General features: G+C 61.4%; 10 protein-coding genes. 4 read left to right on the forward strand and 6 right to left on the reverse strand.

Translation table 11 applies throughout. The features are described from left to right. Positions 1 to 408: 408 nt before the first annotated feature. Positions 409 to 1,896, forward strand: a complete 1,488-nt coding sequence (locus HX873_RS22335; protein ID WP_177067247.1) for an NCS1 family nucleobase:cation symporter-1 — start codon at positions 409 to 411, stop codon at positions 1,894 to 1,896. 179 nt (positions 1,897 to 2,075) lie between these two features. Continuing rightward, complete coding sequence (locus tag HX873_RS22340; RefSeq protein ID WP_003207837.1) at positions 2,076 to 3,359, forward strand: Zn-dependent hydrolase; 1,284 nt, start codon at positions 2,076 to 2,078, stop codon at positions 3,357 to 3,359. A gap of 142 nt (positions 3,360 to 3,501) precedes the next feature. On the opposite strand, the gene HX873_RS22345 is transcribed toward HX873_RS22340, so the two are convergent. The 3 genes from HX873_RS22345 to HX873_RS22355 are packed head-to-tail and all read right to left on the reverse strand — an operon-like array spanning position 3,502 to position 9,281. Next, entirely contained in the window at positions 3,502 to 4,920 is a 1,419-nt protein-coding gene (locus tag HX873_RS22345) for an efflux transporter outer membrane subunit (protein ID WP_177123215.1), read from the reverse strand. Continuing rightward, a complete protein-coding gene (locus tag HX873_RS22350; protein ID WP_102369543.1) occupies positions 4,904 to 6,070 on the reverse strand; it encodes an efflux RND transporter periplasmic adaptor subunit in 1,167 nt (388 codons plus the stop codon). Before HX873_RS22350 ends, HX873_RS22345 begins: the two co-directional genes overlap by 17 nt. Beyond that, on the reverse strand, positions 6,060 to 9,281 hold the full coding sequence (locus tag HX873_RS22355) for an efflux RND transporter permease subunit (RefSeq protein ID WP_177123216.1): 3,222 nt from the start codon (positions 9,279 to 9,281) through the stop codon (positions 6,060 to 6,062). Before HX873_RS22355 ends, HX873_RS22350 begins: the two co-directional genes overlap by 11 nt. Positions 9,282 to 9,497: 216 nt before the next feature. Here HX873_RS22355 and HX873_RS22360 point away from each other — a divergent pair, with 216 nt between their 5' ends. Then, a complete protein-coding gene (locus HX873_RS22360) occupies positions 9,498 to 9,908 on the forward strand; it encodes a hypothetical protein (RefSeq protein ID WP_003207845.1) in 411 nt (136 codons plus the stop codon). 4 nt (positions 9,909 to 9,912) lie between these two features. Here HX873_RS22360 and HX873_RS22365 read toward each other — a convergent pair whose 3' ends face one another. Next, positions 9,913 to 10,074 carry a hypothetical protein gene (locus tag HX873_RS22365; protein WP_003207847.1) on the reverse strand — a complete coding sequence of 54 codons (162 nt, stop codon included), beginning with the start codon at positions 10,072 to 10,074 and terminating at the stop codon, positions 9,913 to 9,915. A gap of 263 nt (positions 10,075 to 10,337) precedes the next feature. On the opposite strand from HX873_RS22365, the gene HX873_RS22370 reads away from it, so the two are divergent. Further along, entirely contained in the window at positions 10,338 to 10,967 is a 630-nt protein-coding gene (locus HX873_RS22370) for a peptidase C39 family protein (protein ID WP_050550299.1), read from the forward strand. A 46-nt stretch (positions 10,968 to 11,013) separates the two neighbouring features. Here HX873_RS22370 and pbpG read toward each other — a convergent pair whose 3' ends face one another. Both pbpG and folD read right to left on the reverse strand, forming a co-directional pair. Beyond that, positions 11,014 to 11,946 carry a D-alanyl-D-alanine endopeptidase gene (gene pbpG / locus HX873_RS22375; RefSeq protein WP_003207851.1) on the reverse strand — a complete coding sequence of 311 codons (933 nt, stop codon included), beginning with the start codon at positions 11,944 to 11,946 and terminating at the stop codon, positions 11,014 to 11,016. A gap of 208 nt (positions 11,947 to 12,154) precedes the next feature. Continuing rightward, positions 12,155 to 13,009, reverse strand: coding sequence for a bifunctional methylenetetrahydrofolate dehydrogenase/methenyltetrahydrofolate cyclohydrolase FolD (gene folD, locus HX873_RS22380; RefSeq protein WP_003207853.1), 855 nt, complete (start codon positions 13,007 to 13,009; stop codon positions 12,155 to 12,157). Between the last annotated feature and the right edge of the window lie 45 nt (positions 13,010 to 13,054).

Here is a 13,054-nt window from a genome sequence, read left to right on the forward strand (position 1 = left end):
CACCAAAATGTAGCGGCCTCTCACCATTTTGACGCACTTGACAGGTTCCCAATATGAGCAACATTTCCTATTGCAAATCAGACGCTTGAGACATGCCTCTTGACGGGGCCGGTAAATAAAAATAATTGTGTTGCACCAGATTGAGTCCTGAGGGTTCGGACAACTTCTGCGTTAGTTGGCCTGAGTAACGCTGAAAGTAACGAGGGGCTCTTCGGTCGAGACAATAAAGCTGATAAACATCAGCAAGTTATACAAGCGGTGCGGGCAGGTTGACGGTTTACGGCACGGTTATTGAGTGCGGTGGCGGTTGGCCGGGTCCCGGATGTCATGTTGTCAACGAGGTACTCCGGCCATCCCGTGCACGTCACGGGGTGAGCAAAAATAATTCGAAAAAACCGTGGAGCGGCCATGCAACAGAACAGATCGCAAGTCATTGAGCGCAACGGCCTGTACGAACTCGACGCCGGCCCCGACGTCCTCGACAGCCCCCGCTACAACCACGACATGGCACCGACCAAGGTGCGCGAACGCACCTGGAACAAGTGGCATATCACCGCGCTGTGGATCGGCATGTCGGTGTGTGTGCCGACCTACACCCTGGGCGGCGTGCTCACCGCGTACTTCGGGTTGTCGGTGGGCGAGGCGCTGATGGCGATCCTGCTGGCCAATATCGTGGTGCTGATCCCGCTGACCCTCAACGCCTTCCCCGGTACCAAGTACGGCATCCCGTTTCCGGTGTTGCTGCGCTCGTCCTTCGGCGTGCTCGGCTCCAACGTGCCGTGCCTGATCCGCGCGTTGGTGGCGTGTGGCTGGTTCGGTATCCAGACGATGTTTGGCGGCCTGGCGATCCACCTGTTCCTGGGGTCGATTTTCGAGGGTTGGAAATCCCTTGGCGGCACCGGTGAAGTGATCGGCTTCATGATCTTCTGGACCCTGAACCTGTGGGTGGTATTGCGTGGCGCCGAGTCGATCAAATGGCTGGAAACCCTGTCGGCACCGCTGCTGGTGGCGGTGGGTATCGGGCTGCTGGTGTGGGCGCTGCCGAATGTGTCGCTGACCGAGCTGATGGCGATCCCGCCCAAACGTCCCGAAGGCGCCAGCCTCACCGGCTACTTCATGGCGGGCCTGACGGCGATGGTGGGTTTCTGGGCCACCTTGTCGTTGAACATTCCCGACTTCAGCCGCTACGCCAAAAGCCAGAAAGACCAGATCCTCGGGCAGATTTTCGGCCTGCCGCTGACCATGTTCCTGTTCGCCGCCCTCGGCGTGATCATGACCGCCGCCTCGGTAAAACTGGTGGGCGTCAGCGTCTCCGATCCGGTGACCCTGATCGGCCATATCCAGAGCCCGGTGTGGGTAGCCGTGGCCATGGCGCTGATCATCATCGCCACCTTGTCCACCAACACCGCGGCGAACATCGTCTCGCCCACCAACGACTTCCAGAACATTGCCCCCAAGCTGATCAACCGCACCGCGGCGGTGGTGCTCACCGGCCTGGTGGGCCTGGCGCTGATGGCCCACGAACTGCTGAAAAAGCTCGGGCTGATCATTTCCGACGTGAGCCTGGAAACCGTCTATTCCAACTGGTTGCTGGGTTACTCAAGCCTCTTGGGGCCGATCGCCGGGATCATGGTGGTGGACTATTTCATCATCAAGAAACAGCAACTGGACCTCGCCGGTTTGTATCGCGATGACGTGTACCCGGCGTGGAACTGGCATGGCTTCCTGGCGTTTGGCGTGCCGGTGGTGTTGACGTTGCTGTCCCTGGGCAGCGACGCGTTCAGCTGGTTCTACAGCTATGGCTGGTTCACCGGCTCGGCGCTCGGTGGCCTGTTGTATTACGCCCTCTGCATGAAACGCGGGGCTCGTGTGGTCGCGGTGAAAACACCGCTTTAATCGATGTGGAATGCAATCAAATGTGGGAGCGGGCTTGCTCGCGAATACGGTGTGCCAGTCGCCAGATGTGTTAGCTGAATCACCGCCTTCGCGAGCAAGCCCGCTCCCACATTTTTGATCGCAGTCCTCCAGTGAGAGTCTGGTCAAATTCATAAGAACTACTGCCTGAGGAGATCCCCATGAACGCTGCCATAGACGTTCTGCAATCCACCCATCAGCACATCAACCGCGATCGTCTGTGGCTGTCCCTGATGGAACTCGCCAAGCTCGGCGCCACCCCCAAGGGCGGCGTCTGCCGCCTGGCCCTGACCGACCTCGATCGCCAGGCCCGCGACCTGTTTGTGAAGTGGTGCGAGGAAGCGGGCTGTACCGTGACCATCGATGGCGTCGGTAATATCTTCGCCCGCCGGCCCGGGCGCAATCCCCAGTTGCCGCCGGTGATGACCGGCAGCCATATCGACACCCAGCCCACCGGCGGCAAGTTTGATGGCTGTTTTGGTGTGCTGGCGGGCGTTGAGGTATTGCGCACCCTCAATGACCTGAAGGTGGAAACCGAAGCGCCGCTGGAAGTGGTGGTGTGGACCAACGAAGAAGGCTCGCGCTTTCCTCCATGCATGATGGGCTCCGGGGTGTTTGCCGAGAAATTCACCCTGGTCGACACGCTGGCCAAGACGGATGCCGATGGCGTGACCGTGGGCGATGCGCTGAATGCCATTGGGTATGCCGGATCACGCCCGGTGAGCGGGCACAAGGTGGGCGCATATTTCGAAGCACATATCGAGCAAGGTCCGATTCTTGAGGATGAAAAGAAAACTATCGGTGTGGTGCTGGGCGCCCTTGGCCAGAAATGGTTCGACCTGAAACTGCGGGGTGTCGAGGCGCATGCCGGGCCGACCCCGATGCACCTGCGCAAGGATGCCCTGGTCGGTGCCGCGGCCGTGGTGGCTGCAGTTAACGCGGCGGCGTTGGGTCATCAGCCTCACGCCTGCGGCACCGTCGGTTGCCTGCAAGCGTATCCGGGCTCACGCAACGTCATTCCTGGCGAAGTGCGCATGACCCTGGACTTTCGCCATCTGGAACCGGCGCGGCTGGATTCGATGATTGCCCAGGTGCGCAAGGTGATCGACGAGACCTGCGCCAAGCACGGCCTCACATTCGAGATGACACCCACCGCTGACTTCCCGCCGCTGTACTTCGACAAAGGCTGCGTGGATGCCGTGCGTGATGCGGCCAATGGGTTGGGGTTGTCCAACATGGATATCGTGAGCGGGGCAGGGCATGACGCGATTTTCGTCGCGGAACTGGGGCCCGCGGGGATGATCTTTGTGCCGTGTGAAGGTGGCATCAGCCATAACGAAATCGAGAACGCGGCGCCGGATGATTTGGCGGCGGGGTGTGCGGTGTTGCTGAGGGCGATGGTGGCAGCTTCGGTGGCAATCGCCAGCGGTAAGTTGGCTGCCTGAGTACGTCCAGTCACTGCGATAAAATGTGGGAGCGGGCTTGCTCGCGAAGGCGGTGTGTCAGCCAGCATATCCGGTGCTGACCCACCGCATTCGCGAGCAAGCCCGCTCCCACAGTTGATCACTGTCGTTCTTGAGACAGGTATCAGGCGTCGGGCAACCAGCCGCCGCCCAGCGCCGTCACCAAACCCACACTCGCCTGCAACTGCCGCGTCTGCACCGCCTGCAACGTGCGCTGCGCCTGCAACGCCGCCGTCTGCGCCGTCACCACATCCAGGTAACTCACAGCCCCCGCCTGGTAACTGTTCATCGCCAGTGCCTGTGTGTGTTCGGCGGCATTCGCGGCAGCCTGTTCATCCATCGCCTCCTGCTGCAAGTCGCGCAGTTGCCCAAGGTTGTCTTCCACCTCACGCACGGCTCTTAACACCTGGCTGCGATAGTGCGCCGAAGCCTCTTCAAACTCCGCCTTGGCCTGGCGCTCATTGGCGCTCAGCCGGCCGCCATCAAAGATCGGCAGATTCACCAGCGGCCCCAGCGCCCAATACCGATTGGCGGCGGAGAACAAGTTGCCCACACCTTGGGTCTGCCCGCCAATCAAGCCGGTCAAACTGAAATCCGGGTACCACGCGGCCTTGGCCACGCCGATATTCGCGTTGGCCGCAAACACCCGCCGTTCCGCCGCCGCAATATCCGGCCGACGTTGCAGCAACTGGCTCGGCAACTGCTGTGGAATTCCCGGCAAGGCGATCAATTGCTGGCTCGGCGGCAGCTGGAATTCACTGGCGGATACGCCCACCAATTCACCAATCGCATGCTCGGTGAGATTGCGTTGACCGCGCACATCGTCAAGCTGCGCCTGTGCTTCAGCCAGCTGATTCTGCGCCCGGGTCAGGTCGAGCTCCGAGGCGATCTGCCCCTCGTACCGGCTGCGGGTCAGTTTCAGCGCCTGGCCAAAATCATCCAGCGAACTGCTGAGAATCCGGCTCTGGGCATCCAGTCCGTTGAGCTGCACGTACAGCGTCGCCAACTGATGCTGCAGGCTCAGGCGTGCCACCGCCAAATCATCCCCGGAGGCTTGGGCCTGTGCATCGCCAGCCGCCACCTGGTTGCGGATTTTGCCCCACAGATCCAGATCGAAGCTCAGCGCAAACCCCGCCGTGTTGCTGTTGTACACCGAAGGCTGGGTATCACCCCGCAGTGGCCGATTGTCCGATTGCCGCTGGCGCAACGGTTGCGCGCTGGCGGTTATTTGCGGGAACAGCCCGGCATGCAACTGGCTGGCATACGCCTGGGACGCATCGAAATGCGCCAGCGCCGCCGCCAGGTCCGGGTTGGCCTTGAGCAGTTGTTCCTGCAGGTCGTTCAGGTGCGGGTCCTGATACAGCTGCCACCACTTCGGCGCCAGTTGGTCGGACGGTTGCGCGCTGTGCCACGGGCCGTCGCTGGTCTGTTCGCGGTACTTGGCCGGCAGGTCGATGGTCGGCGCCTTGTAGGTGGGCGCCAGCGAGCAACCGTGCAGTGCCACCAATACCAGGGCCGCGAGGGGTTTAAGCCTTGGGCGCATGGGCACCTCCGGCATCGGCCATTTGCACGGCGTCGCCTTCGCGCAGTGCGTCGGGTGGGTTGTCGACTACGCGATCGGCGGGTTTCAGGCCCTGGTCAATCACCAGGCGCTCGCCGAGGTCGAGGCCGATGTGGATGTCTTGCAGGTGCACGTGGTTCTTGGCGTCCAGTACCGCGACCTGGGTGCCTTCGGCGCGGAAGATCAGGGCGCTGGCCGGGATGCTCACGCCATGGGTATCCGCCGGAATCGCCAGGGTGGCTTCGGCGTAGTCGCCGGGCAGCAACTTGCCGTCCGGGTTGTCGGCCACGAACTGTGCGAGCAGGGTGCCGGAGCGGCGGTCGATGGCGGTGGAGTCGCCCATCAGCTTCGCGCTGAAGTGTTCGCCGGGGTGCTCGGGTACCGTCAGTTGGGCGGCCAACCCGGGATGAATCACCGCAGCGTAGTTCTGCGGCACCGGCACGTAGAGGCGCAGTTGGTGGGTGTCGGCGATGTCGAACAGTTCCGGATCGCTGTCGCTGTCAGCCTTGATCAACTGGCCGATGTCGGTGTTGCGCGCGGTGATCACACCGGCGAATGGCGCGCGAATGGTCTTGTAGTCTTCCAGGGCCGAGAGCCGCGCATAGTCAGCCTCGGCGGCCTGGGCGTTGGCCTTGGCCGCCAGCGCGTTGGAGGTTTTTTCATCGGCCTCCTGGCGCGATACCGAATGGCTGTCCAGCAGGTTTTTCCAACGGGTGGCGGTGGTTTGCGCCAGGCGTGCGTTGGCCTGTTCCTGCACCATGCGCGCGTGGGTTTGCGCCACTTGCTGGTCGAGGTCGGGGCTGTCGATCTCGGCGAGAATCTGCCCGGCCTTGACCTGGCTGCCGATGTCGACTTTCCAGTCTTTCAGGTAACCGCTGACCCGCGCATGAATCGGTGCCTTGCTCCAGGCTTCCAGATGCGCGGGCAGGCGCAGGGTGTCGCCGGCCGCGTTCTGTTTGGGCTGGAACACCAGCACCTGCGGCACGGCGGCGGTTTCGGTCCAGGCGGTGACGGATTTTTCATGCATCGTACGGGCGTGCAGGCCGTTGGCGACCAACAGGGCAGCCAGTGTCAGGCCGCCGACACCCATGAGCATCAGACGCTTGCGCGAGGGTTTGTGATCAGACGACATGTGAAGTTTCTCCAGCAGCAGCGCGAGTAGGGTGACGACCGTGGACCAGGCTGAAGACCACGGGTACAAACAGCAAAGTGGCAGTGGTGGCGAGGATCAGGCCGCCGATCACGGCACGTCCCAGCGGCGCGTTTTGTTCTTCGGACAAGGCCAGCGGCAACATGCCGATGATCATCGCCAGGGCGGTCATGCAGACCGGGCGGAAACGGGTGTAGCCGGCTTCCAGTGCGGCCTTGAGTGCATCGCCATGTTCGGCCAGGCGCTCTCGGCAGAAGCTCACCACCAGGATCGAGTTGGCGGTGGCCACGCCCATACAGAGAATGGCCCCCGTGAGTGCGGGCACCGACAATGACGTGCCGCTGAGGAACAGCATCCAGACGATTCCCGCGAGCGCTGCCGGCAGTGCGGTGATGATCACGAACGGGTCGGTCCAGGACTGGAAGTTGACCACGATCAGCAGGTAGATCAGCACCACCGCACCGAGCAGGCCGAAGCTCAAGCCGTTGAACGCTTCATGCAGCGCATCGATCTGCCCGTGCAGGCTGATGGTCGCGCCTTTGGGGCGCATCGGGGCCATGTCGTTCAGCACCTTTTGTACATCGCTGGCAACGCCGCCGAGGTCGCGGCCTTGCACGTTGGCGTACAGGTCCAGGGTCGGCTCGATGTTGTAGTGGGTCACCACCGCCGGGCTTTGTACCCGCGAGATGGTCGCCACGCCGCCGAGGATCTGCGATTGACCATCGGCACCGGTTACCGGCAACGCTTCCAGGGACGGCAGGCTGTCGAGGCGGTATTGCGGGGTGGCTGCCACGATCGAATACGACACGCCGTTGGCCGGGTTGAGCCAGAACGTTGGTGCGGTTTGCGAGCTGCCGGCCAGGGACGCAACCATGCTGTTGGTTACGTCACGCTCGGTGATGCCCAGGCCGTTGGCACGCATGCGGTCCACGTTGACTTGCAGTGACGGGTAGCCGGTGGACTGCTGGATGCGCAGGTCGGCAATGCCCGGTATGTGTTTCAGGCGACGTTCCAGTTCGATGGCGTAGGCGCGGTTTTCTTCATCGCTGCGCCCGGAGATTTTCACGTCCAGCGGGGCCGGCGAACCGAAGTTGAGGATCTGGCTGCTGATGTCTGCCGGGAGGAATGCGAACTGGCTGCCGGGGAAGCTATCGGGCAACGCTTCACGCAGTTTTTTCACGTAGTCGGCGGTGGGCGCATGGTCCTTTTTCAGGGTGACCTGGATATCGCCGTCCTGTGGGCCGATGGTGCCACTGCTGCTGTAGGCCATGTCGATGCCGCTCAGCGGGATGCCGATGTTGTCGACGATGGTGTCCAGTTCGTCGGCCGGAACGATCTCGCGAATCCGCGCTTCGATCCGGTCAAAGGCCGCCGCGCTCTCTTCGATGCGTGTGCCCAGCGGCAAGCGCACGTGCAGGGCCATGGCCCCGGCGTCGGTGGCTGGGAAGAAGTCCTGGCCCAGACTTGGCAGCAGCAGGAACGAGGCGAGGATGCACGCCAGGAAGCCGATGATGAAGCGCTTGCGGGCGCCGAGGGCCAGGGTCAGCAGGCCGTGATAAACGTCCCGCACGTTGGAGAAGTGACGCTCAAAACCCTGCTGGAAATTCAGCACCGATTGCAGCACCGCGTTGCGCTGCGGTTTGTGCTGGTCGCCCTCGTGATGGTTGATGAATTCATCTTCCGGGTGATGACCTTCACCTTGCTCCGGCACGTGCGGCTTGAGCAGGAACATCGCCAGGGTCGGCACCAGGGTTCGCGACAGAATGAACGAGCTGGCCATGGCGAAAATCACCGCCAATGCCATCGGGCGGAACAGGTAGCCGGCGATGCCTTGCAGCATGAACATCGGCACAAACACGATGCAGATACACAGCAGGGACACGAACGCCGGGCCGACGATTTGCTTGGCGCCGTCGAGGATCGCGTCCTTCACCGCCTTGCCTTGTTCCAGGTGCCAGTTGATGTTCTCGATGGTCACTGTGGCGTCGTCCACCAGGATCCCCACCGCCAACGCCAGCCCGCCGAGGGTCATGACGTTGAGGGTTTGCCCGGTGGCCGCCAGCAGGGCGATGGCCGACAGTACCGCGAGGGGAATCGACGCGGCGATGATGATGGTCGAGCGCCAGCTGCCGAGGAACAGCAGGATCATCGCACTGGTCAGCAAGGCGGCGATGATGCCTTCCTGGGCCACGCTGCCCACCGACTGTTTGACGAACACCGAGGCGTCGCCGAGCAGCGAGGTCTTCAGCGACGGCGGCAGGGTTTCATTGATGCGCGGCAGCATCTGGCGGATGCCGTCGATGATCGACAGGGTGGAGATGCTGCCGTTTTTCAGGGCCGGCATCAGCACCGCACGGTGGCCGTCGACGCGCACGATGTTGGTCTGCGGCGGCGAGCCGTCACGCACGTGGGCCACCTGGCCGATGGTGATGATCGCACCGTCGACTGTCTTGATCGGCAAGTCGTTGAGCTCATCAATCGCCTTCGGGCTGTTGTTGAGCAAAATCGTGTATTCGTTGGGGCCGAGTTTGGCGGTACCCACCGGGATAATCTGGTTCTGCAGGGCCAGGGCGTTGCCTACGTCCTGCGCCGAGAGGCCTTTGGCGGCCAGCGCCTGTGGGTCGAGGTCGAGGGTGATCTGGCGTTGCTTGCCGCCCATTGGCGTGGGCATGGCCAGGCCGGGCAGGGCGCTCAGGGGCAAGCGGATGTTGTTCTGCACCAGGTCGCGGATCTTCGCTTCCGACAAGCTGGGGCTGGAGAACGCCATCTGCAGAATCGGCACCGTAGAGGCGCTGTAGTTGAGGATCAGCGGCGGCGTAATGCCCGGTGGCATCTGCTTGAGCACGGTTTGTGACACCGCTGTTACCTGAGCGTTGGCGGTGCGGATATCCACGCCGGGCTGGAAGAAAATCTTCACGATGCCCATGCCGGGTAACGACTGCGATTCAATGTGCTCGATGTCGTTGACGGTGGTACTCAGGGAGCGTTCGTAGGTGTAGATCACGCGACCGGCCATGGCGTCCGGAGACAGGCCGTTGTACTGCCAAACCACCGCAACGACGGGGATGCCAATATCGGGAAATACGTCAGTGGGGGTACGCAAGGCCGCCATGGGCCCGATGATGCAGATGAAAATTGCCAGCACGATAAACGTGTAGGGCTTGAGCAGTGCGGTCTTTACCAGCCCGAGCATGCCGTAACCTCCAAAGGAGTTGGATTGCAAACGCTCGCAGTCTTGACGGACCCACCTAACACGCACCTTTCAGCCAGGTGAAGGAAGATTTAGTTAACGGCTGAAGATCCTTTCATATGTATTCATTTGTTCAACAATGGTGACAGTAACAAGCTGGATACCGATCGAACGGGAGCTGTTTCGCCTGTTCACTCTTTATCCATTTGGAGTTCTGCCATGTCTCTTAAACCCTTGTTGTTGATCCCGGCCTTGAGTGCGGTCCTGTTGTTGTCGGCGTGTGCCGGCCCGATGCCGAAGGCGGACCCGAGCGAAGCCTGGATCGGCTTGCAAGAGGAGGCACCCAACGACCTGATGGCCGAGCGGGTAGACGGTAAAAACATTAATGATGGCCGCTACTTCGAAGTGAAACCCGGCGCGCATCGCCTGGACGTCACCTTGTTTGAAGAAGAGGCGGGGGATGATAACCAGCAGGATTGTCGCGGGCATGTAACCTACGGCAACTTCAAGGCCGGCGAGCATTACACCCTGGTGGAATCCAGCCTGGGTACGACGGTGCGTGCCGAGTTGAAGGATAGCCACGGCAAGGAGTTGGCGCAGACCGAAGACTTCAGTTGCATGCCTGGCTAAGGCGTCAGGCGTGGTGCCCGGCGGGTTTGTGCAGCTTGCCGGGTGCTGCGGGTTTTACGTGTGGGTGATGGTGCCGGCGGGTCACGCGCATCACGCCCCACAGCATGGCGGCGGCGACGGCCAGCCAGCCACAGATCAAAAGCAGAATCGTTGTTGTCAGGCTCATAAGTGCCTCCTTTCGCCCGGTGCCGGGCACACACTGTCTTCTCAATGGACAGTCTAGCTATCCGCAGGTTGCCTGCTATTGACCAATGGTCGTGTGCGTCCAACTTGTTTGCTCTATCGCCGGCCTTTTACTGCGCTGCAAGGCTATACCCGCGCCCCGGAGCGTCCTATGATCAGGGCCCACGTCGACCGTTGATCAAGTGAGTGAAGAAGTTGCGGTTTCCCTCGAACATTAAAACCTCCTGGTGGGTCGCCGCCTGTTTCATGGGGCTGGCGGCCTGTTCCTCGCATCCAAAACCCACGAGCATCCCGGGCCTGCCGGAGAGTGTCGAGCTCAAGGGCGTGCCGGCGTTTCGCGGTGAGACTTACCTCGGTGGCCCAGCCGCTCTGGCCAGCATGCTGTCTCAACAAGGCATTGTGATTACACCGGGGCTATTGGATAAGCCACTGCATTTGCCGGGCGCTGAAGCGGACCTTGAACGCAACATGCAGGTGCTGGCCCGTGAATACGGGATGTTGGTGTACCCGCTGGAAGATCAGCTGCCGGCGCTGCTGGCACAGGTCGCGGCCGGGTACCCGGTGATGGCGCGTATCACCCAGGGCTCGACCTTCTGGGCCGGTCCGCGGTATGTCGTGGTGGTGGGTTACAACAAGCAGAAGAGCATGGTGCTGCTGCGTTCAGGCTTGGCGCGACGCATGCCGATGGATTTCAGTGCGTTTGAGTCGGCGTGGAAAGACGGCGGCAAGTGGGCGGTACTGATTCAGCGGCCCACCCAGTTGCCGGTCAAGGTCGACGCCCAGCGCTGGCAGCAGGCTGCCAGCGCCACAGCCCAGGCGGGCCAGGAACAGGCGGCGGCCCAAGCAGTCAAGGCACTGGCCAGTCAGGCCAAATAAAAAAACGGCGCTCAAGGGCGCCGTTTTTTATGTCGCTATTTACGGATCAGCGGGACTCGGTGACCTGAACATTCGCCCGTGGGCGGTTCTTCAGGTTCTTGTCAGCCTTGTAGCGCAAGGCGACGTCTGGCACCGAGCCGCTCTTGCCGGTTTCGACCCAGCTGCGGATGCGCCCGGCATCGGCAAAGTGGGTGAATTTGCCGAAGGCATCGAGGATCACCAGCGACACCGGGCGATTACCCATGCTGGTCACCAGCACCAGGCAATGGCCGGCCTGGTTGGTAAAGCCGGTCTTGGTCAGCTTGATGTCCCAGTTGGCGCGGTTGATCAGGTGGTCAGTGTTGGAGAAACCCAGGGTGTAGTTGGGTTTGCGGAACGAGACGGTCTTTTCCTTGGTGGTGCTCAACTGGCTGAGCATCGGGTACTTGCGTGCGGCGGCCAGCAGCTTGCTCAGGTCGCGGGCGGTGGACACGTTATGGATCGACAGGCCGGTTGGTTCCACGTAATGGGTACTGGTCATGCCCAGTGCCTTGGCCTTGGCGTTCATCGCTGCGATGAAGGCCGGGTAGCCGCCCGGGTAGTGGTGGGCCAGGCTGGCGGCGGCGCGGTTTTCCGAGGACATCAGGGCAATCAGCAACATTTCCTTGCGCGGCATCTCGCTGCCGATCTTGACCCGGGAGAACACGCCTTTCATCTCTGGCGTGTCCTTGATGTTGATGTCGATATATTCATCCATGTTCTGCTTGGCTTCCAGCACGATCAGGCCGGTCATCAGTTTGCTCACCGAGGCGATCGGCACGATGACATCCGGGTTGCTGGCATAGATGACTTTGTTGGTCTGCAGGTCTACCACCATCGCACTGCCGGAGGCGATGTGCAGGGTGGACATGTCGCGGGGAGCGGTGGTGGTTTCGCTTGCGCTCGCGAAGGTGCCTGTCAATGCAAAAAATAGGCTGACAATGGAAAGATGAATTTTCACGCGGATGAACTCGCTAAAAAAAGTAGGGATATACCGTTCTGCACGGACTTTCTGATAAATGCCGTTACATTTTAGGAGTATGGATCAGAAACTGTCGAATGTTCTTCTGAAAACAGATGAAACCCCTTAAAAACAAAGAAAAAACTACTTTTTTTCGGCCAATAAAAAGCCCTGCGATAAGGCAGGGCTCTTTCAGAACGGCTGGTTATTAGACGTGCAGGGTTTCGGCGGCGTACAGGGTGTTTTCCAGCAGGCAGGCACGGGTCATCGGGCCGACACCACCGGGTACCGGGGTGATCCAGCCGGCACGGGGCAGGGCGGTTTCATACACCACGTCGCCCACGAGCTTGCCATCGTCCTGGCGGTTGATGCCCACGTCGATGACGATGGCGCCTTCCTTGATCCACTCACCCTTGACCAGGCCCGGCTTGCCGGCGGCGACGACCACCAGGTCGGCGCGGCCAACGTGGCCGGCCAGGTCCTTGGTGAAGCGATGAGTCACGGTCACGGTGCAGCCGGCCAGCAGCAGTTCCATGGCCATCGGGCGACCGACGATGTTCGAGGCGCCGACGACGACGGCATCCAGGCCATACAGATCGACGCCGGTGCTTTCCAGCAGGGTCATGATGCCCTTCGGGGTGCACGGGCGCAGCAGCGGGATACGCTGGGCCAGGCGGCCGACGTTATAAGGGTGGAAACCGTCGACGTCCTTGTCCGGGCGGATGCGTTCGAGCAATTTCGACGCGTCCAGATGCTCGGGCAATGGCAGTTGCAGCAGGATGCCGTCGATGGCCGGATCGTCGTTGAGGCTGTCGATCAGGTCGGTGAGGGCCTGTTGGGTGGTGTCTTCAGCCAAGTCGTAGGCTTTGGAAATAAAGCCGACCTCTTCACAGTCTTTACGCTTGTGCGAGACATAAACCTGAGAGGCAGGATCGCTGCCGACCAGGATCACCGCGAGGCCCGGCGTGCGCAGGCCTTGTTGGCTGCGCTCGGCGACTCGTTTGGCGATCTGCTGGCGCAGGCTGGCGGCGATTGATTTGCCGTCGATAAGTTGTGCAGTCATTACGCGTGATTAACCATCGAGAGGGGGAAGAAAAGTGCGCGCATT

The sequence above is a fragment of the Pseudomonas sp. P7758 genome (assembly GCF_013386485.1).
Taxonomy (GTDB): Bacteria; Pseudomonadota; Gammaproteobacteria; order Pseudomonadales; family Pseudomonadaceae; genus Aquipseudomonas.